This window comes from Roseateles sp. 22389, from assembly GCF_052044995.1.
Classification (GTDB): Bacteria; Pseudomonadota; Gammaproteobacteria; order Burkholderiales; family Burkholderiaceae_C; genus Roseateles.
On record NZ_JBQEOF010000004.1, the window covers coordinates 355,977 to 374,890 of the forward strand.

An 18,914-nucleotide genomic window follows, 5' to 3' on the forward strand; every position below is an offset into this window, starting at 1 on the left:
GATGGACTGGGGGCGCCCATGGCAACCGCGACGCTCGACCTCAGCGTCGTCATGCCCACCTATCGGCGTCCCGACCTGCTCGCCCGCTGCCTGGGCGCGCTGCTGACGCAGACGCTGCCGGCCGACCGCTTCGAGGTGATCGTCGTGGACGACGGCCAGGAGGACCGGTGCCGGGAGCAGGTCGAGCGGATCGCCGCGACGCCGGGCGCGCCGGCGATCCGTTACCTGCGCGCTGCGAGCGGCCGAGGCCCCGCGGTCGCGCGCAACGCCGGCTGGCGCGCCGCGACGGCACCCCTCGTCGCCTTCACCGATGACGACACGCTGCCCGATCCGTCGTGGCTGGCGCGCGGCCTGGCCGCGATGCAGGCGCACCCGGAATGGGTCGCCGCGGCCGGCCAGGTCAGGGTGCCGAGCGCGAGCGCAAGCGGGGGCGCCGGTGGCAGCGGCACCGACACCGACGGCGACAGCGACAGCGGCCGCGACGGCGCTCACGCCCGGCGCGACGCGCGACCGACTGACCATGAGCTGATGACCCGCGGCCTGGAGACCTCCGAATTCGTGACGGCGAATGCCTTCGCCCGGCGCGAGGTGCTGGACCGCATCGAGGGCTTCGACGAGCGCTTCCTGCGCGCCTGGCGCGAGGACTCCGACCTCCAGTTCCGCCTGCAGGCGCAGGGACCGGTGGGACGCGTCGCCGACGCGCTGGTCTGGCATCCCGTGCGTCCCGAACGCTGGGGCGTGTCGCTGCGCCAGCAGCGCAACGTCTACTTCGACGCGCTGCTGTACCGCAAGCATCCGGGGATCTACCGCTCGCGCATCCGCCGCGTGCCGCCGTGGGACTACTACGCCATCGTCGCGATGACCCCGGCGGCGCTCGTGCTGACCGTGGCGGGGCAGGGCGCGATCGCGGCGGGGCTGCTGGCCGCGTCGGCCGCGCTGATCCTGCGACTGACCGCCCGCCGCCTGCGCGCCACCTCGCGTGCGCTGCCGCATGTGTGGGAGATGCTCTGCACCTCGGCCGCGATCCCCTTCCTCTCGGTGTACTGGCGGCTGCGCGGCGCGTGGCATTTCCGGACGCCGTTCCTCTAAGCCCGCGATGCGACCTCCGCTTCCGTCCAATACGCCGGCTCCGGCGAGTTCGCCTCTTCCGGGGGCGAGCCCGAAGTCCATCACCGGCCCCGTCCGAGGGTCCGCGACGTCTGCCGCTGCCGCGCCCGCGTCGATCGACGGCGAGGTGCGGCGCATCCTGATCCTGCGCGCGCTGGTGCTGGGCGACACGATCTGCGCCGTGCCCGCGCTGCGGGCCATCCGGCGCGCCTGGCCGCAGGCGCACATCGCGCTGATGGGCCTGCCGGTCGCGCGCGAGTACCTGTCGCGCCTGGACTGCGTCGACGAGTGGCGCCCGTTTCCCGGCTGGCCGGGCCTGCCGGAGCGCGAGCCCGATGTGCGCGCGCTGCCCGCCTTCCTCGCCGCGATGCACGCCAGCGACTGGGACCTCGCCATCCAGCTGCACGGCAGCGGCGAGCGGACCAATCCCTTCCTCGCCCTGCTGGGCGCGCGCTGGCACGCGGGTTTTCGCAGCGATGCGGCCTGGGTGCCGCCGGCCGACGAGGCCCGCTTTGCGCCCTGGCCGCTGCTGGGCCACGAGACGCAGCGGCTGCTGTCGCTGTGCCGCCACCTCGGCCTACCGGCCGACGACGACACGCTCGAGTTCCCGCTACGCGAGGAGGACGACGCGGCGCTCGCCCAGGCCTGGCCCGGTCGCACGCAAACGGGCCCCTACGCCTGCCTGCACGTGGGCGCGCAGCTGGCATCGCGGCGTTGGCCGCTGCGCCGCTTCGCGGCCGTGGCCCAGGCGCTGCACGACGCTGGCCTGGCGATCGTGCTCACCGGCACCGCCGCCGAACGTCCGCTGACCGGCGAATTCGCCGCGATGCTCGCCGCGCTCGGCGTGCCGGTCACCGACCTGTCCGGCGCGACCACGCTGTGGACCCTGGGCGCGCTGCTGCGCGATGCGCGGGTGCTGGTGTGCAACGACACCGGCGTCTCGCATGTGGCCGCGGCGCTGCGCGTGCCCAGCGTGGTGCTGTCCTGCGGCAGCGAGCCGATGCGCTGGGCGCCGCCGGACCGCGCCCGGCACCGGGTGCTGGCCAAGCCCGCGCCCTGCCGTCCCTGCGCCTATCCCGAATGCCCCAATGGCCATGCCTGCGCGCATGCGCTGTCGGTCTTCGAGGTGCTGCAGGCGCTGGAAGACCTGCTGGGTTCGTCCGCGCCATCCATCCCATCCGTCGCGATCTCCAAGGAGGGTCCCCATGCCCCGTCGCCTGCGCATCCTGACCTGGCACGTCCACGGCAACTACCTCTACAACCTCACGCAGGTTCCGCATGACTTCTTCCTGGTGACCGACCCGGCGCGCTCGCCGGGCCGCGTGGGGCGTGTCGGCGCGCTGCCCTGGGGCGACAACGTGCATGAGGCGCCGGTCGAGCAGATCGCGACCATGCCCTTCGACCTGGTGCTGTACCAGCACCGCGCCGGCTGGGACGAGGACCGCCCGCGCTGGCTCAGCGAGGCGCAGCAGCGGCTGCCGCGCGTCTACCTGGAACACGACCCGCCGCAGCAGCATCCCACCGACACCCTGCACTGGGTGCAGGACCCCGGCGCGATGCTGGTCCATTGCACCCACTTCAACGCGCTGATGTGGGACGCGGGCCGGACGCCGACCCGGGTGGTCGAGCACGGCGTGCGGCCGCTGACGCAGGTGGTCTATCGCGGCGACCTGGAGCGCGGGCTGGTGGTCGTCAACCACCTGCAGCGCCGCGGCCGCCGCCTGGGCGCAGACCTGTACCGGGAACTGCTCGAGCGGGTGCCGCTGACACTGGTGGGCATGGGCAGCGAGGCGCTGCCAGGCGGCTGGGGCGAGGCCTCGCAACTGGAGCTGCCGGCCCACATGGCCTCGCACCGCTTCTTCCTGCATCCGGTCCGCTACACCAGCCTGGGCCTGGCGTTGATCGAGGCGATGCTGATCGGCCAGCCGGTGGTCGGCCTGGCCACCACCGAGCTGGCCACCGTCATCCGCAGCGGCGAGAACGGCTTCATCGACAACCGGCCGCAGGCGCTCGCCGACACCATGGCGCGCCTGCTGCGCGACCCGGGCCTGGCCCGCGAATGGGGCGAGCGCGGCCGCGAGCTGGCGCGGGAGCGATTCAACATCGACCGCTTCGTCGCGGACTGGATGCAGCTTCTCCATGAGGTCACGACATGAACGACGCCATCGACACTCCCCGCACGATCCTGGTCACCGGCGCGGCCGGTTTCGTCGGCAGCCATCTCTGCGAACGCCTGCTTGCCCGTGGGCATCGGGTGATGGCCGTCGACAACCTGAGCACCGGCGACATCGGCCACCTCGACCAGTTGCTCGGCCACAAGGGCTTCACCTTCCACCGGCGCGACGTGTGCCTGGAGCCGACGCAGGAAATGGCGCAGGCGGACCGCATCTTCAACCTCGCCTGCCCGGCGAGCCCCGCGTACTACCAGACCGCGCCGGTGGACACCGTGCTCAGCAGCGTGCTGGGCGCCTGGCGCCTGCTGGAACTGGCCCAGCAGGCGGGCGCGCGGCTGCTGCATACCTCCACCAGCGAGGTCTACGGCGACCCCGAGTGCCATCCGCAGCACGAGGACTACTGGGGCCATGTCAATCCGAACGGGGCGCGCTCCTGCTACGACGAGGGCAAGCGCTGCGCCGAGGCGATGCTGATGGCCTACCACCAGGAACGCGGCGTCGACGTGCGGATGGCCCGCATCTTCAACACCTACGGCCCGCGGCTGCGGCCCGGCGATGGGCGCGTCGTCAGCAACTTCATCGTCCAGGCGCTGCAGGGCGAGGACCTCACCATCTACGGCGACGGGCTGCAGACGCGCAGCTTCTGCTACGTCGACGACACGGTGCGCGCGCTGCTGCTGCTGATGGACGGCGCGCACCTCGGGCCGATCAACGTCGGCAATCCGGGCGAGCACACCATGCTGGCGCTGGCCGAGATGATCCTGCGCCTGACCGGCAGCCGCTCGCGACTGGTGTTCCGGCCGCTGCCCCAGGACGACCCCAAGCGCCGCTGCCCCGACATCGGCCGCGCGAAGGCGCTGCTCGGCTGGGAGCCGGAAGTGGCGCTGGAGGACGGGCTGCGCCGCACCATCGAGCACTTCCGCGGCGTGCTCGGGATGCGCAGCGTCACCGTGGCCTGAACACCGGGTCGGGCGCGCGGTCAGGCGTGCGATCCGGCGTGCGATCCGTGATCCGCAACGAGGTCCAGCGCCATCGCGCTGCGCCGACCTCGCTCCCAGTCGGCCAGCGCGCGGGCATAGGGGCGCACCAGACGCCGCCCGACCGCGGCGCCGCGCGCATCGCGCGGCACATGCCATAGCCCGCTGCGGTGCCAGCGCGTCGGCTCATACCAGTCGGGCCGGTCCAGCATCGGATAGAGGCAGACGCCGCCCAGCGGTACGCCGGCGCGCAGCGCGCGCTGCGCTTCCCCCGCGATGTCGTGCAGCCAGTCGGCGCGACCGCGTCCGATGTGGCCGGTCTCGGCCACCAGCAGCGGCCGGCCGTAACGCTGCCAGACCTGACCCAGCAGCGCGGACAACGGCTGTCGCCGCGGATCGCCGAGGTGCCAGGCCAGCCGCTTCTCGCTGGGCACCTCCCACTGGCTGCTGTGATAGTGGTTGAGGCCGATCCAGTCCAGCGCCGCCGGATGGCCGCCGAGCTCGGGATCCTGCCGGCCGGCCAGCATGTCGAAGGCCTGCCACTGGTAGGACGCCACCTGCTCGGCCAGCGCGCGCTGGTCCGGCGTGTCCTGCGTCGGCACGACGTGGATCACCGGATCGATGTGCAGGAAGCGCGCCTGCGGATCGACCTCGCGGATCGCGTCCATGCCGGCGAGCGCCGCCCGCACCAGCCGGCGCTTGATCTCGTAGCCGCTGATCCGCGAGTCCTCGCGGGCGCCGACTTCGTGCGGCGCGCCCGCCGGTCCCATCGCGTCCGAGGACGAGGCGGCCCAGGCCAGGAAGCTGATCTCGTTGATCGGCGTGTAGAAGCGCGGCCCCGGGCAGAGCGGGCGGATCGCGGCGGCCGCCGCCGCGGCGAAGCGGGCGAAGCGCGGGATCAGCGCATCGTCCAGCAGCGTCAGGTCGGGCGGCACGCCGTAATGCATCAGCGTCCACAGCACCTGCAGGCCTTCGCGCCGCGCGGTCCGGGCCATGCACTGGGCGCGGCTGAAGTCCCAGGCCCCGGGCGCGCGCTCGCTCAGGCGCCAGCCCACGCTTTCGCGCACGCAGCGCAGGCCGAGCCGGCGCGCCTCGCGGTAGTCCCGCACCAGCAGCCGGTCGTGGCCGGTGGCGCGGACCATGTCGAGCGCGTCGCCGCGGCCGTTGACGTGGTCGGCACCTTCGTAGCCGCCCATCCAGAAGGAGCGGAACGGGTGGTCGGTCAGCGGGCCGCCGGTCACGGCGCCAGCAGCGCCTGCTCGACCAGCGCGCACCAGGTGTGGCCGATGAAGATGTGGGCCTCCTGGATGCGCGCGGTGTCGCTGTGCGGCACGATCAGGCACAGGTCGCAGAGCTCCCGCATCGCGCCGCCGTCCCGGCCGCTCAGGCCGATCGTCGTCATGCCGAGCTGGCGCGCCTGCGTCAGGCCCCGCAGCACATTGGGTGAGTTGCCCGAGGTCGAGATGCCGATCACGCAGTCCCCCGGCGCGCCGAGTCCGGCGACCTGCCGCGAGAACACCTGCTCGAAGCCGTAATCGTTGCCGATGCAGGTCAGCGCGGAACTGTCGGTGGTGAGCGCCACCGCGGCCAGCGGCGCGCGTTCCCGGCTGAAGCGGCCGGTGAATTCCGCGGCCAGGTGCTGGCAATCGGCCGCCGAGCCGCCATTGCCCATCAGCATCAGCTTGCGGCCGGCGCGCAGCGTGTCGCTCATCAGCATCGCGGCGCGGGCGATGTCGGGCCCGAGCGCATCGAGCCGGTCGAACAGCGAGCGATGCGCCCGCAGGCCTTCCAGGAAGGTCTCGTCCGGATCGACGCGCGGCGGCGTGGTCGCGGGGCGCCGGGCCGGGCGCGGCAGCGGATGGGGCAGGGGATGGGGAAGCGCACTCATGCGGAGACTCCTAGTTCCTCGAGCGTGACCGAGGCGGTGCCGAACTTGCCGACCACCAGCCCGGCCGCGCGATTGGCCGCGCGCACCGCGTCCTCCAGCGACGCGCCGCGCGCCAGGAAGCAGGTCAGCGCGGCCAGCACGGTGTCGCCGGCGCCGCTGACGTCATAGACCTCGCGGGCCTCGGTCGGTACATGCAGGCAGGTGCCATCCTGGGAAAACAGGCTCATGCCCTGCTCGCCGCGCGTCAGCAGCACATGGTCGATGTCCAGCCGCCGCTGCAGCGCCGCCAGGCGCTCGCACAGCTCGTCTTCGTCGCGCCAGTCGCCGACGGCCTCGCGCAGCTCGGCCAGGTTGGGCTTGATCAGCCAGGCGCCGCGATAGGCCTCCAGGTCCTTGCGCTTGGGGTCGACCAGCACGCGGCAGGGCAGGTCCTGGCAGCGCTCGATCAGCGTCTGCACCTGGCGCAGCGCGCCCTTGGCGTAGTCGGACACCAGGATCCAGCGGTGGCGCGCGGCCAGCTCGCCCGCGAGCGTCGTCAGCTCGTCGACGCTGGCGGCGGGCGGCTCGGACTCGACGTCCATGCGCAGCAGCTGCTGCCGCTGGCTCACCATGCGGATCTTCTGGATGGTGTCGATCGCCGGCCCGCGGACGAAGCGCTGCGTGATGCCGGGCTGGTCCAGCAGCGCGACCAGGCAGGCGCCGGCGGTGTCGGTGCCCACCAGGCCGCTGACGGTGCAGGGACAGCGCAACCGCGCCAGGTTGAGCGCGACGTTGGCAGCGCCGCCGGCGCGCTGCGACTGGCGATGCAGGCGCAGGATGGGCACCGGCGCCTCGGGCGAGATGCGATGCACCGCGCCCTCGAGGTAGACGTCCAGCATGCAGTCGCCGACGATCAGCACCTCCGGCGGCGCCAGTTCGGGGAGCGTGGTCGCGGTCATGGCGCCGGGGCCCGCAGGTGCTCGATCAGCTGGGTGCTCGAATGGCCGCGCAGGTAGGGCCCGATCGAGACCCGGCCGCCCCAGCTGCGCACCAGCGGCGTCTCCGGCAGTTCCTCGACGCGGTAGTCGCCGCCCTTGACGTAGACATCGGGCCGCAGCGCCTCGAGCAGCGCCTGCGGCGTGGGCTCGTCGAACCAGGTGACCCAGGACACGCAGGCCAGCGCGCCGACCACGCGCGCCCGGTCCTCCAGCGTGTGGTACGGCCGATCGCCGCGCTTGCCCAGGCCGCGCGCCGAGCGGTCGCTGTTGAGCGCGACCACCAGGCTGCTGCCCTGCGCGCTGGCCGCCTCCAGCCCGCGCACATGGCCGGCGTGCAGGATGTCGAAGACGCCGTTGGTGAACACCAGCGGTCGCGCCAGCCGCGCGGCCATCTCTCGCAGGCGCTCCGGCGGCACGCACTTGAGCGAGCTGTCCCACTTGTCGATCATGTCGGTCTCCCGGCTGGTGCCGCGCCGGTCGCGACCTCGTCCAGCACGTGGGCGGCCAGCGCCGCCCAGTTGTCGAAGACGGCCTCGGGCTCGCGCAGCGGCGAGCGCCGCCACACGGTCTCGCCGCCACTGTCGAAGAGCAGGCCGCGCGCGCCGGCCCGGCGGCCGGCCTCGACGTCGTCCAGCGTGTCGCCCACCATCCAGGAACGCGTCAGGTCCAGCCCGTGCCGCCGCGCGGCGGTGATCAGCATGCCCGGCGCCGGCTTGCGGCACAGGCAGGCCGGCCGGCCCTGGGCATCGGGTTCGTGCGGGCAGAGCAGCACGTCGTCGATGCGCACGCCGGCCTCGTCGCGCAGGCGCCGCAGCAGCGCGTCCTGCAGCTGCGCGAACTGGGCGCGGGTGAAGTAGCCGCGCGCCAGGCCGCTCTGGTTGGTGACGATCACCAGCGCCAGCCCGGCCGACGCGAGCGCCGCCAGCGCCTGGCCGGCGCCCGGCATGAAGCGCAGCTGCGCCGGGTCGACGTTGTAGGGCACGTTCTCGATCAGCGTGCCGTCCTTGTCGATGAACAGGCAGGGGCGCAGCGCGCCGGCGGGCAGGCGCTCGCCGGGCGCCGCGCTCAGGTCCAGGTCCTGCACCGGCAGCATGCTGATGGGGTCGGGCGGCGTGGTCACGGCCAGGAGGTCTCTTGGGTGGGCAGGACGGTGAGTTCCGGGATCACCGTGCCCTCGGGCTGCTGCAGCACCCAGCGCACCGCGCGCGCGACGTTCATCGGGTCCTGCAGCTTGCTCTCGTCGATGCCGGGGAAACGGTCCAGCAGGAAGGGCGTGCGCATGCCGCCGGCGACGATGGCGGAGACCCGCACCTGCTTGTCCCGCAGCTCGGCGTGCAGCGCATGCGACAGGCCCAGCAGGCCCCACTTGGTCGCGTGGTAGGCGCTGGCATTGGGCCAGGCGCGCTTGGAGGCGGTCGAGGCGATGTTGACGATGTGGCCGCCGCGCGGCTGCGTCAGCATCCGCGCCGAGGCGTACTTGGTCATCAGCAGCGGGCCCGAGAGGTTGGTGTTGAGCACGCGCTGCCAGTCCTCGACGGCCAGTTCCGACAGCGGCGCGGTGACGTCCACCGCGGCGTTGTTGATCAGCACGTCCAGCCGGCCGAAGTCGCGCACCGCGCTGGCCACGACCTCCTCGCACTGGCGCGGGTCGGAGACGTCCAGCGCGACGGGCACCGCCTCGATGTCGCGCTCGGCCAGCAGCGCGGCGCGGTCGCGGGCGCGGCCCAGGTCGATGTCGGCGATCAGCACGCGCATGCCGGCTTCGCCCAGCGTCTGCGCGATCGCGGCGCCCAGGCCGCGGCTGCCACCGGTGATCAGCGCGACCTGGCCGTGCAGGCTGGCGGCGTCCGCGGCGGGCGTGGTGGAGGGGACGGTGGCCGGCGCGGTGGACGCGGCCGTCGAGGGACTGTCGATCATGGGGAACTCCGGCGGAGGGTGGGTGGAATCGGACAGGGAGAACGGGTAAGGGGAACGGGCAGGGGCGCGGCGCGTCAGCGCGCCGCTTCGGCGGCGATCCAGGCGCGGGCGCGCAGTTGGACCGCGGCCATCATCGAGAAGCACTCGTCCCAGATCGGGAAGGCGCCGCTGGCGGCGACCACCAGGCCGTCCAGCCAGACGCCGCCCCACAGCACCGCGTCGTCGGTGCTCAGGCGGTGCGGCTCCAGCAGCTGCAGCCGCCGGCTGTCCATGCGGTGGCGCCAGGACAGCAGCGCCTTGCGGCGGGCGTAGTCGGCGTAGTCCACGTCCCAGCGGGCGCGGTCGCCGATCGAGTGCTCCAGCAGCACGCGCGGCTCGGAGGCGCCGTCGCCGCAGGGCACCGAGGGATCGAGCACGACCAGGTGCAGGACGCCGAGGCCGCTGACCTCCGGCGAGGCCAGTTGCGCGGCGATCGCCGGCGTGATCGCGTCGAGCGCGGCCTGGGCGAGGTCGGGAGTCAGGAAGCGGCTGCTCATCGGGGTGTCCGGTGGGGGGGAGGAAAAGTCGGACCTTCGTTCAGCAAGGCGCATACCCGCGCCGCGCGTGCCCGGCATGCTGGGCATCACGCTTGCCATCGAGAGATTCCGGCGCGCCGTGTGGCGCGTCATCCCAGCACATTCACAGCCAGGAGAATCCTCATGCCTTCTTCCACGACCGCGGCCTCGAGCCGGAAAACCACTGCGCGGCGCGCCACCACGGCCCGGACGAAGACGCCCGACGCCATCGCCCTGCTGCGCGCCGACCACAAGGAGGTCAGCGAGCTCTTCGACCAGTTCGAGAAGTCGCGCTCGGCCGCCAAGAAGCAGCAACTCGTCGCCCAGATCTGCACGGCCCTGACGGTGCACGCGCAGATCGAGGAGGAAATCTTCTATCCCGAGGTGCAGGCCGCGCTAAAGGACAAGGAGCTGGTCCCCGAGGCCCGCGTCGAGCACCAGAGCATCAAGGACCTGATCGCGGCGGTGCAGGGCGTCGAGCCCGATGGCGAGGACTACGACGCCAAGGTCAAGGTCATGAGCGAGTGGGTCAAGCACCACGTCAAGGAGGAACAGAACGAGATGTTCCCCAAGGCGAAGAAGGCCGGGCTGGACCTGGCCGAACTCGGCGAGCGGCTGCAGCAGCGCAAGGACGAGCTGATGGCCGAGCAGCAGACGCACTGAACGTCCGCGGCGGGCCCTGGGCGGGCCCGCTTCGCGGCGGCCGGCAGCTCACTTCTTCTGGACGATGCTGATGCTGCCGTCGCTCTCCAGGATGGCGATCTTGACGTCGGCGAGCGAGCAGTCCGCTTCGCGCAGCGCCTTCTCGACATCCAGGTCGCTGAGCCGGTGCCGACGGATCACCTCGGGAAACCACTGGCCATCGCGGCCGATCAGCACCGGCGATCCCTCCAGCAGCCGCTCGACACGCCGGCTGCGCGAGCCGATGAAGCCCATCAGTCCGTTCATCACGATCAGCGCGCCAGCCACGATCCAGGCGCCGGTCACCGACTCCTCGCCGCCGCTCAGGCCGTTGCTGACGGCCTCGCTCAGCAGCATGACCACCAGCAGGTCGAACGGCGTGAACTGGCCCACGGTGCGCTTGCCCGAAAGCCGCACCATCAGCAGCAGCGCGAAGTAGATCAGCGCCGCGCGCGCCAGCAGTTCCCAGGGACTGACTTGCAGGTCGAACATGAATCCATCACTCCGGAAGCGCCTTTCGGCGACACCTCGTCAAGGCAAGGGCGGTGCCCGCGACGCGGGCGGGCGGCGCGGGCGCGCTTCCTTGCCGTCAACGCGTCGGCAGCGAATGCCGACCCGCATCGCAGCGTGCTGATCGAAGGATCCGCTCGCCTGCAGGACGCCGGCGCGCGGCGGGCCCTGCGGTTGCCGGATTGGTCGCAAACCCCGCTGTCATCGATGAAGAAAGGCTTCCCATGCTTGCCCTGACCTACCACGGTGCCCATGACGTGCGCGTCGAGACGGTGCCCGATCCGGTGCTCGCCGCCGACGACGACATCCTGCTGCGCGTCACCGCGACGGCGATCTGCGGGTCCGACCTGCACATCTACCGCGGCAAGATCCCTGACATGAAGGACGGGGACATCCTCGGCCATGAGTTCATGGGCGTGGTGGAGGAGGTGGGCCGCGGCGTGACGAAGCTGCGGCGCGGCGACCGGGTGGTCGTGCCCTTCACCATCTCCTGCGGCGACTGCTTCTTCTGCGGCCGCAAGCTGTTCGCCGCCTGCGAGAACACCAACCCCGGCCGCGGCGCGATCCTGAACAAGAAGGACATCCGCGCCGGCGCGGGCCTGTTCGGCTACAGCCACCTGTACGGCGGGTATCCGGGCGGCCAGGCGCAGTACGTGCGGGTGCCCAAGGCCGATGTCGGCCCGCTGGTGATCCCGGACACGCAGCTGAGCGACGAGCAGGTGCTCTTCCTGTCCGACATCCTGCCCACCGGCTACCAGGCGGCGCTGAACGCGCAGGTGACGGCGGGCTCGACGATCGCAATCTTCGGCGCCGGGCCGGTCGGCATGATGGCGGCGGCCAGCGCGCGGCTGCTCGGCGCCGAGCGCATCTTCATGGTGGACCACCATCCCTACCGGCTGGCCTTCGCCAAGGAGACCTACGGCGTGCTGCCGATCGACTTCGACCAGATCGACGATCCGGCGGCCTTCATCATCGAGCAGACCGACCACCGCGGCGTCGACGCGTCGATCGACGCCGTCGGCTTCGAGGCCAAGGGCAGCACGGTGGAGACGGTGCTGTCGACGCTCAAGCTCGAGGGCTCCAGCGGCACCTCGCTGCGCTGGGCGATCGCGGCGACGCGCCGCGGCGGCATCATCAGCGTGCCTGGCGTCTATGCCGGGTTCATCCACGGCTTCCTGTTCGGCGACGCCTTCGAGAAGGGGCTGAGCTTCACCAGCGGCCAGACGCATGCGCAGCGCTTCATGCCCGAACTGCTGCGCCACATCGAGCGCGGCGAGCTCAAGCCCGACCTGATCGTCAGCCACCGGATGCCGCTGGTCGAGGCGGCGCGCGGCTACGAGATCTTCAACAAGAAGGAAGAGGACTGCCGCAAGGTGGTGCTGACGCCGTTCGGGCTCAGCTGAGCCGTCTTCCGATCCACGTTTCCAAGGAGTCCACGATGAACGACACCTCCGGACGGCCGCTGGCCGTCGTGACCGGCGCGTCCAGCGGCATCGGCCGCGAGCTCGCGCTCGAATGCGCCCGCCACGGCTACGACCTGCTGATTGCCGCGGACCGGCCCCTGGACGACACCGTCGCCGCCTGCCAGGCCGAGGGCGCGCAGGTGCAGGCGATCGAGGCCGACCTGGCGACGCCCGGCGGCGTGGCCGCGCTCCATGCGGCGCTGGCGGCGCGACCGGTCGATGCGTTGCTGGCCAATGCCGGCCACGGCCTGGGCCATGCCTTCCTGGACCAGGACTTCAATGCGGTGCGGCATGTCATCGACACCAACATCACCGGCACGCTCGACCTGATTCAGCGCGTCGGGCGGTCGATGCGGGACCGCAATGCCGGGAAGATCCTGATCACCGGCTCGATCGCGGGCCTGATGCCGGGGACCTTCCAGGCGGTCTACAACGGCACCAAGGCCTTCATCGATTCCTTCGCCTACGCGCTGCGCAACGAGCTGAAGGACACCAACGTGTCGGTCACGGTGCTTATGCCGGGGCCGACGGACACCGAGTTCTTCGAGCGCGCCGAGCTGACGGACACCAAGGTCGGGACGCAGCGCAAGCAGCCGCCCGAGGAGGTCGCGCGCACCGGCTACGAGGCGATGGAAGACGGCGAGAGCGCGGTGGTGGCCGGCTGGAAGAACAAGCTGCAGGCCGTGCTGGCCAACGTGACGCCGGCGGAGGTGCTGGCCGAGCAGCATCGGCGGATGGCGGAGCCGGGCAAGGCGTGAGCGGGCCGAGCCGCGCATGGCGCGGCCGGACTCGCGCGGGGCTAGGGGGTGTCGTTGGCGCGCGAGAGCCAGCGGGACAACCGGAACCCGCGCCGCATGGCCTGCAGTTCTTCCAGGCGGGAGGTGACCAGCGGCCTGCCCGCGCGACGTTCGATGTCCAGGAGTGCGAGCGCCCTGGCCAGCGCCGGACCGAAGCCGGAGGCGAGCACCATGGTCACCGTGGCGGCCAGCGCCGGCATGGCCAGCCAGACGACGTCGTTGGCTTCCCATCCGCCGATCTGCAAAAGCAGCGGCACGTTGAGGGCCACGGCGGTCAGCGCCGCCACGGTCGCGGCTCGCGGCGGCGGCGGTGACGGCAGGGGCAGGATGCGGTGTCGCTTCAAGTCCAGCAACGGCACCAGTGGCGCCGGCAGGCCGGTTGCGGGATCGATGACGCGCAGGCGGCGACGTTCGGCGACGAAGCCCGTGGCCATGCCGCCGACAAACATGAGCGCCGCCAGCCCGAGGGCCAAGGGCTGCAGGTCCGGCCGATGAGCGCGCCACGCCAGGGCCGTCGTGGCCACCACCAGCAGGCTGCCGAAGAACAGCAGCGCCAGCACCGCGGCCCAAAGGGCTTCCCGCGGCGAATAGCGGGCGCGGTACTTGAGGTGCAAGCCCGATCCTAGAAACACCAGGCCGGTGATCGGCGCCATGAGCATGAGCGCGGGCTTGTCGAGCACGAAGGCCCACATCGCCGGGACGACGAAGGCACCCGCCGCGCCCAGGACGAGCGGCAGGTGCTTGAGGCTGGACAGATCGTCCGGTGGCCTCAACGCCCGACTCCCAGCGCCTTGCGCGCCTTCGCGGACCCGCTTCGAGATTGGCGTGTCGTCACTGGAGTTCCTGCACGGTCGTGTTGCGTTGCCGGGAGTGTCTGCATGCCGGCAACGGCGCGCAGTTGTCGAAGGTCACGTGGCGCCCGGGCCCGTTCATTCAACCGACGACAGGCTCGTGTCGCGGAGGCTGATCTGCGTGCTACATCTGCCGCCCATTCCCGCGCGGCGGATCAGCCGAGGTGGGCGAGACGCGAAGGCGGCGGCGCCAATCGGGACGGGCTCGGGGTATAGACTGCCCCGCATCGTCGCGCCCTCCGGGGCGCGTGCTCATTCCGTTTCTCCGAAAGGCCCTCTCATGAAATCCCGTGCCGCCGTCGCCTTCGCAGCCGGCCAGCCGCTGCAGATCGTCGAGATCGATGTCGAGCCGCCCCGCAAGGGCGAGGTGCTGGTGAAGATCACCCACACCGGCGTCTGCCACACCGATGCGTTCACGCTCAGCGGCGACGATCCGGAAGGGCTGTTCCCGGCGGTGCTCGGCCATGAAGGCGCGGGCATCGTCGTCGAGGTGGGCGAGGGCGTCACCAGCGTCAAGCCCGGCGACCACGTCATCCCGCTCTACACCGCCGAATGCGGCGAGTGCCTGTTCTGCAAGTCCGGCAAGACCAACCTGTGCGTCGCCGTGCGCGCCACGCAGGGCAAGGGCGTGATGCCCGACGGCACGACGCGCTTCTCCTACCAGGGACAGCCGGTCTACCACTACATGGGCTGCTCGACCTTCAGCGAGTACACGGTGGTGGCGGAGGTGTCGCTGGCCAAGGTCCATCCCGAGGCGAACCCGGAGCAGGTCTGCCTGCTCGGCTGCGGCGTGACCACCGGCTTGGGCGCGGTGAAGAACACCGCCAAGGTGCAGCCCGGAGACTCGGTGGCCGTGTTCGGCCTGGGCGGCATCGGGCTGGCGGTGATCCAGGGCGCGAAGCTGGCGCAGGCCGGCCGCATCATCGCGATCGACACCAACCCGTCCAAGTTCGAGCTGGCCAAGGTCTTCGGCGCGACCGACTGCGTGAACCCGAAGGACCACGACAAGCCGATCCAGCAGGTGATCGTCGAGATGACCGGTTGGGGCGTCGATCACTCCTTCGAATGCATCGGCAATGTCAATGTGATGCGCGCGGCGCTGGAGTGCGCGCACCGCGGCTGGGGCCAGTCCATCGTCATCGGCGTCGCGGGCGCGGGCCAGGAGATCTCGACGCGCCCCTTCCAGCTGGTGACCGGCCGGACCTGGAAAGGCACGGCCTTCGGCGGCGTGAAGGGCCGCTCGCAGCTGCCCGGCATGGTGGAGGAGGCGATGCGCGGCGACATCCAGCTCGCGCCCTTCGTCACCCACACCATGCCGCTGACCGGCATCAACGAGGCCTTCGACCTGATGCACGAAGGCAAGTCGATCCGCTCGGTCGTCCACTACTGATTGCGCGCGAGCCGCCGGCCCTCGCCGTGGATGGCGATCGGCGGCCGGCGCGCCAGCGTCACGACTGCAGTGCCTGCGCCTCGAGCTGCGCCTTGAGGCCGTCGGGCAGCTTCAGCTGCCGGGCGAGTTCGTCGAGGTAGGCGCGTTCCATGAAGCTGGTCTCGTCGACCATCAGCAGGGTCGCCAGGTACATCTCGGCAGCGATCTCCGGCGTCGTGGCCGCCTGCGCCACGGCCGCCGGATCGAGCGGCCGGCGCAGCGCGTCCTCGTGCCAGCGGCGCAGCTCGGCATCGCCGTCCAGGCGGGCCAGTTCGTTCTCGATGAGCTCGCGCTCGCGGTCGTCGAGGTGACCGTCGGCCTTGGCCGCCGCGATCATCGCCAGCAGCACCGCGCGGCTGTGCTGCTCCGCCTCCGCCGGCGGCACGCGGTCCAGCGTGCGCGGTGCAGTCGCCACGGCGCCCGGCGTCCACGTCGCCGAAGCGGTCGATCCGCCCGGCCGTCCCGCGTCCGCGCCGCCCGAGGCACTCGTCGCCTGGGCCTGCTGCTGCGCCTGCCAGCTCGTGTAGGCCTTGTAGGCCATCAGCCCGAGCGCCGCGATGCTGCCGTACTTCAAGGCCTTGCCGCCGTAGCTGCGGCCGCGCTTGCTGCCCAGCAGCGCACCCAGCACACCGGCCGCACCGGCGCCGGCTCCCAGCTTGCCCAGGCCGCCGAGATTGGCGAGGTCGCCCAGGCTGCCCAGCCCGCCGAGCCCGCCCGATCCCCCGCGGCCCATGCCGCCGCCGCGGCCTTCGAGCAGGTCCCGTCCAGATCTCAGCAATTGGTCCAGAAGTCCATGTGCGCTCATCGTCTGCCCCTTGTCATGTGAAGCGAAAGCCTGCCAGTTGAGGCCGGGCCGCGGCATTCCCAAGACCCCATGGGGCTGCGGGAGACGACGGGCCGGCGGTCTTGATCGTCGCGGCCGTCGATGCTAGGGCATGGCGGCCATCGTTGTCGCCGCGGGTCCGCGGCGGAGCCCTTCAGCGTGTCTCGCGCCAGCCCAGCACCCGGGCTGGAAGGAACAGGATGGCCTTGAGCAAGGCGAAGACCGCCTCGACGCTCAGGCCGATCAGCCGGAACGGCAGCGTCAGCAGCCACACGATCGGCCACATCACCAGCGCCAGCAAGGCCAGCGGCCAGCACAGCACGAACAGGACCAGCCAGCACAGCAAGCCGAAGAAACTCATGACGTACTCCTTGGTTCGCAATACCGCGCCGGGTCGACGCGGCAGGGCGGCACCATAGCGCTGGCCGCGGCGTCATGCGGCCATCGCGCGACAGACCGGCGCATCGGGCTCATGGACTGCGCGTGAGCGCTCCGAACGCCTGCGCCAGGTGCTCGACGAATTGCCGGACCCGGGCCGTTCCCTGGACGCGCTGCGGATAGACGGCATAGATGTCGGCGTCCGGTGTCTCCCAGTCGGACAGCACCTGCACCAGGCGCCCGCTGGCGAGGAAACGCGCGATGTCCCATTCCGCGCGCATCAGGATGCCGTGACCGTCGAGCGCCCAGTTCACCGCGATCTCGCCGTCGTTGGTGGTCAGCGCGCCGCGCGTCTTCACCGCCTCGGTCACCGTCTTGCGGCCGCGCCGCGCGCTCAGTCGCCACAGCCCATAGGCCTCCTCGCCCTGGCGGATGCCGATGCAGTCGTGACGCACCAGCTCGGCCGGCGTCTTCGGCGTGCCATGCCGCTTCAGGTAGGCGGGGGACGCGCACAGCAGCCGGCGGTTGGACGCGATCCGCCGTGCGATGACCCGCGCATCGGGCGGCGGGCCGAAACGGATGCAGACGTCGAAGGCGTCCTCGTGCAGCGGCGGCGGATTGACCGACAGCTGCAGCTGCACCTGCAGCTTCGGATGCTGGCGCGCGAAGCTCGAGATCAGCGGCGCGATGTGCGTGCGGCCGAAGCCCAGCGTCGCGTTCACCCGCAGCAGGCCGCTCGCGGTGCCGCCGCTGGCGCTGAGCAGTTCCTGCAGGTCGTCGATCGCGGCCAGGATGCGCCGCGCATGGTCCAGGTAGAGCTCGCCTTCCTGCGTCAGGCTCATGCGGCGCGTCGTGCGGCTGAGCAGCGGCGTGCCGATCCGGCTCTCCATCTGCGTCAGGTGCTTGCTCACCGCGGCGGTGGTGATGCCGAGCTCGCGCGCGGCGGCGCTGAGGCTGCCGGCGCTGCACAGCGTCGAGAAGAAGCTCAGGTCCGCCGGCGGGATCGCCGCCACGGGCATGGCCGCGGCTTCCCTGCGCGGCGAGGTCTTGGACGCCATGCCGATGCCCCTCCGATTGTTGAATCCAGGTTAAGGACGGCTTGAATGTAGCCGCGATCCATGGCAGTCGCCGCTCCCTAGAGTCGATCCCGAGAGGCCTCAGCCGAGGCCGCCCTGGACACGAGACCGGAGACCCATTCCCATGAAGACCTATCGCATCGCCACGATCCCCGGCGACGGCATCGGCAAGGAAGTCATTCCCGCCGGCCGCGAGGTGCTGGAGGCGCTCGCCGCCACGACCGATCGCTTCCGCTTCGACTTCGAGCAGTTCGGCTGGGGCGGCGACTGGCACCGCGCGCACGGCGAGATGATGCCGGCCGACGGCCTGGAGGCGCTGCGCGACAAGGACGCGATCCTGTTCGGCTCGGCCGGCGATCCGGACATCCCGGACCACATCACGCTGTGGGGCCTGCGGCTGAAGATCTGCCAGGGCTTCGACCAGTACGCCAACGTGCGGCCGACCCGCGTGCTGCCCGGCATCGACGCGCCGCTCAAGCGCTGCGGACCGCGCGACCTGGACTGGGTGATCGTGCGCGAGAACTCCGAGGGCGAGTACGCCGGTGTCGGTGGCCGCGTCCACCAGGGCCATCCGATCGAGGCCGCGACGGACGTGTCCGTCATGACGCGCGCCGGCGTCGAGCGGATCATGCGCTTCGCCTTCAAGCTGGCGCAGTCCCGGCCGCGCAAGCTGCTGACGGTGATCACCAAGAGCAACGCGCAGCGCCATGCGATGGTCATGTGGGACGAGATCGCCGCGCAGGTCGCCGTGGAGTTTCCCGACGTCACCTGGGGCAAGGAGCTGGTCGACGCCGCGACCGCGCGCATGGTCAACAAACCGGCGACGCTGGACACCATCGTCGCGACCAACCTGCATGCGGACATCCTCAGCGACCTGGCGGCCGCGCTCGCCGGCAGCCTGGGCATCGCGCCGACGGGCAACATCGACCCGGAACGCCGCTATCCCTCGATGTTCGAGCCGATCCACGGCTCGGCCTTCGACATCATGGGCCGCGGCCTGGCCAATCCGATCGGCACCTTCTGGTCGGCGGTGATGCTGCTGGAACACCTGGGCGAGGACGACGCCGCCCGGCGCCTGATGCGTGCCATCGAATCGGTGACCGCCAATCCGGCGCTGCACACCGGCGACCTCGGCGGCCAGGCGAAGACCACCGATGTCACCGCCGCAGTGATCGCCGCGCTCCGCCACGCCGCATAGCACCACGTCGCACCGCGCAGCCGCTCACCTGTCTTGCTCCCTCTCCCGCTTGCGGGAGGGCAGGGGTGAGGGCCGCACCCGCCCGAGTGGCCCCAGAGCCATCGACCAGGAGAC

At 71.5% G+C, this 18,914-nt stretch carries 21 protein-coding genes; 9 read left to right on the plus strand and 12 right to left on the minus strand.

What is annotated here, in order from left to right; translation table 11 throughout:
- Positions 1–6: 6 nt before the first annotated feature.
- From ACTJKJ_RS08405 to ACTJKJ_RS08420, 4 genes are all read left to right on the plus strand, one after another.
- Positions 7–1,089 carry a glycosyltransferase family 2 protein gene (locus ACTJKJ_RS08405; RefSeq protein WP_440820174.1) on the plus strand — a complete coding sequence of 361 codons (1,083 nt, stop codon included), beginning with the start codon at positions 7–9 and terminating at the stop codon, positions 1,087–1,089.
- A 145-nt stretch (positions 1,090–1,234) separates the two neighbouring features.
- Positions 1,235–2,389 carry a glycosyltransferase family 9 protein gene (locus ACTJKJ_RS08410; RefSeq protein WP_440820140.1) on the plus strand — a complete coding sequence of 385 codons (1,155 nt, stop codon included), beginning with the start codon at positions 1,235–1,237 and terminating at the stop codon, positions 2,387–2,389.
- Positions 2,313–3,263: a glycosyltransferase family 4 protein gene (locus tag ACTJKJ_RS08415; RefSeq protein ID WP_440820141.1), complete on the plus strand. Its 951-nt coding sequence runs from the start codon at positions 2,313–2,315 to the stop codon at positions 3,261–3,263. The genes ACTJKJ_RS08410 and ACTJKJ_RS08415 overlap by 77 nt, the downstream gene beginning before the upstream one ends.
- Entirely contained in the window at positions 3,260–4,240 is a 981-nt protein-coding gene (locus ACTJKJ_RS08420) for a UDP-glucuronic acid decarboxylase family protein (RefSeq protein WP_297382567.1), read from the plus strand. The genes ACTJKJ_RS08415 and ACTJKJ_RS08420 overlap by 4 nt, the downstream gene beginning before the upstream one ends.
- Positions 4,241–4,260: 20 nt before the next feature.
- Here ACTJKJ_RS08420 and ACTJKJ_RS08425 read toward each other — a convergent pair whose 3' ends face one another.
- The 7 genes from ACTJKJ_RS08425 to ACTJKJ_RS08455 form a co-directional block, all read right to left on the minus strand.
- Positions 4,261–5,499: a beta-glucosidase gene (locus ACTJKJ_RS08425; RefSeq protein ID WP_440820142.1), complete on the minus strand. Its 1,239-nt coding sequence runs from the start codon at positions 5,497–5,499 to the stop codon at positions 4,261–4,263.
- Positions 5,496–6,146 carry a D-sedoheptulose 7-phosphate isomerase gene (locus ACTJKJ_RS08430; protein ID WP_440820143.1) on the minus strand — a complete coding sequence of 217 codons (651 nt, stop codon included), beginning with the start codon at positions 6,144–6,146 and terminating at the stop codon, positions 5,496–5,498. The genes ACTJKJ_RS08425 and ACTJKJ_RS08430 overlap by 4 nt, the downstream gene beginning before the upstream one ends.
- Positions 6,143–7,084, minus strand: a complete 942-nt coding sequence (gene rfaE1 / locus ACTJKJ_RS08435) for a D-glycero-beta-D-manno-heptose-7-phosphate kinase (protein ID WP_440820144.1) — start codon at positions 7,082–7,084, stop codon at positions 6,143–6,145. Before rfaE1 ends, ACTJKJ_RS08430 begins: the two co-directional genes overlap by 4 nt.
- On the minus strand, positions 7,081–7,572 hold the full coding sequence (locus ACTJKJ_RS08440; protein WP_183491505.1) for an adenylyltransferase/cytidyltransferase family protein: 492 nt from the start codon (positions 7,570–7,572) through the stop codon (positions 7,081–7,083). The genes rfaE1 and ACTJKJ_RS08440 overlap by 4 nt, the downstream gene beginning before the upstream one ends.
- Positions 7,569–8,243 (minus strand): D-glycero-alpha-D-manno-heptose-1,7-bisphosphate 7-phosphatase, encoded by a 675-nt coding sequence (locus ACTJKJ_RS08445; RefSeq protein ID WP_254783309.1) that lies wholly within the window; start codon positions 8,241–8,243, stop codon positions 7,569–7,571. Before ACTJKJ_RS08445 ends, ACTJKJ_RS08440 begins: the two co-directional genes overlap by 4 nt.
- Positions 8,240–9,040 (minus strand): SDR family oxidoreductase, encoded by an 801-nt coding sequence (locus ACTJKJ_RS08450; protein WP_147242044.1) that lies wholly within the window; start codon positions 9,038–9,040, stop codon positions 8,240–8,242. Before ACTJKJ_RS08450 ends, ACTJKJ_RS08445 begins: the two co-directional genes overlap by 4 nt.
- Before the next feature lie 74 nt (positions 9,041–9,114).
- Positions 9,115–9,576: a hypothetical protein gene (locus tag ACTJKJ_RS08455; RefSeq protein WP_440820145.1), complete on the minus strand. Its 462-nt coding sequence runs from the start codon at positions 9,574–9,576 to the stop codon at positions 9,115–9,117.
- 162 nt (positions 9,577–9,738) lie between these two features.
- On the opposite strand from ACTJKJ_RS08455, the gene ACTJKJ_RS08460 reads away from it, so the two are divergent.
- Positions 9,739–10,257 carry a hemerythrin domain-containing protein gene (locus tag ACTJKJ_RS08460; protein WP_343606332.1) on the plus strand — a complete coding sequence of 173 codons (519 nt, stop codon included), beginning with the start codon at positions 9,739–9,741 and terminating at the stop codon, positions 10,255–10,257.
- Positions 10,258–10,305: 48 nt separating this feature from the next.
- Here the strand turns inward: ACTJKJ_RS08460 and ACTJKJ_RS08465 are convergent, their stop codons facing one another.
- A complete protein-coding gene (locus ACTJKJ_RS08465) occupies positions 10,306–10,767 on the minus strand; it encodes a DUF421 domain-containing protein (protein ID WP_440820146.1) in 462 nt (153 codons plus the stop codon).
- A 242-nt stretch (positions 10,768–11,009) separates the two neighbouring features.
- Between ACTJKJ_RS08465 and ACTJKJ_RS08470 the strand changes: the two genes are divergently transcribed.
- Entirely contained in the window at positions 11,010–12,188 is a 1,179-nt protein-coding gene (locus ACTJKJ_RS08470; RefSeq protein WP_440820147.1) for a zinc-dependent alcohol dehydrogenase, read from the plus strand.
- Positions 12,189–12,223: 35 nt separating this feature from the next.
- The gene (locus ACTJKJ_RS08475; protein ID WP_297382553.1) at positions 12,224–13,006 is read left to right on the plus strand and encodes an SDR family NAD(P)-dependent oxidoreductase; all 783 of its coding nucleotides are present in this window, start codon (positions 12,224–12,226) and stop codon (positions 13,004–13,006) included.
- 41 nt (positions 13,007–13,047) lie between these two features.
- Here ACTJKJ_RS08475 and ACTJKJ_RS08480 read toward each other — a convergent pair whose 3' ends face one another.
- Entirely contained in the window at positions 13,048–13,818 is a 771-nt protein-coding gene (locus ACTJKJ_RS08480; protein ID WP_440820148.1) for a hypothetical protein, read from the minus strand.
- Between the two features lie 358 nt (positions 13,819–14,176).
- Here ACTJKJ_RS08480 and ACTJKJ_RS08485 point away from each other — a divergent pair, with 358 nt between their 5' ends.
- Positions 14,177–15,286 (plus strand): S-(hydroxymethyl)glutathione dehydrogenase/class III alcohol dehydrogenase, encoded by a 1,110-nt coding sequence (locus ACTJKJ_RS08485; protein WP_183479412.1) that lies wholly within the window; start codon positions 14,177–14,179, stop codon positions 15,284–15,286.
- A 58-nt stretch (positions 15,287–15,344) separates the two neighbouring features.
- Here ACTJKJ_RS08485 and ACTJKJ_RS08490 read toward each other — a convergent pair whose 3' ends face one another.
- The 3 genes from ACTJKJ_RS08490 to ACTJKJ_RS08500 all read right to left on the minus strand — a co-directional run bounded on the left by ACTJKJ_RS08490 (position 15,345) and on the right by ACTJKJ_RS08500 (position 17,584).
- Positions 15,345–16,130 carry a tellurite resistance TerB family protein gene (locus ACTJKJ_RS08490; RefSeq protein ID WP_440820149.1) on the minus strand — a complete coding sequence of 262 codons (786 nt, stop codon included), beginning with the start codon at positions 16,128–16,130 and terminating at the stop codon, positions 15,345–15,347.
- Positions 16,131–16,302: 172 nt separating this feature from the next.
- Positions 16,303–16,509, minus strand: coding sequence for a hypothetical protein (locus tag ACTJKJ_RS08495; RefSeq protein WP_091724529.1), 207 nt, complete (start codon positions 16,507–16,509; stop codon positions 16,303–16,305).
- 109 nt (positions 16,510–16,618) lie between these two features.
- The gene (locus ACTJKJ_RS08500; protein ID WP_440820150.1) at positions 16,619–17,584 is read right to left on the minus strand and encodes a LysR substrate-binding domain-containing protein; all 966 of its coding nucleotides are present in this window, start codon (positions 17,582–17,584) and stop codon (positions 16,619–16,621) included.
- Positions 17,585–17,726: 142 nt separating this feature from the next.
- Between ACTJKJ_RS08500 and ACTJKJ_RS08505 the strand changes: the two genes are divergently transcribed.
- Positions 17,727–18,800, plus strand: a complete 1,074-nt coding sequence (locus tag ACTJKJ_RS08505; protein ID WP_440820151.1) for a tartrate dehydrogenase — start codon at positions 17,727–17,729, stop codon at positions 18,798–18,800.
- The last annotated feature ends 114 nt before the right edge of the window (positions 18,801–18,914 follow it).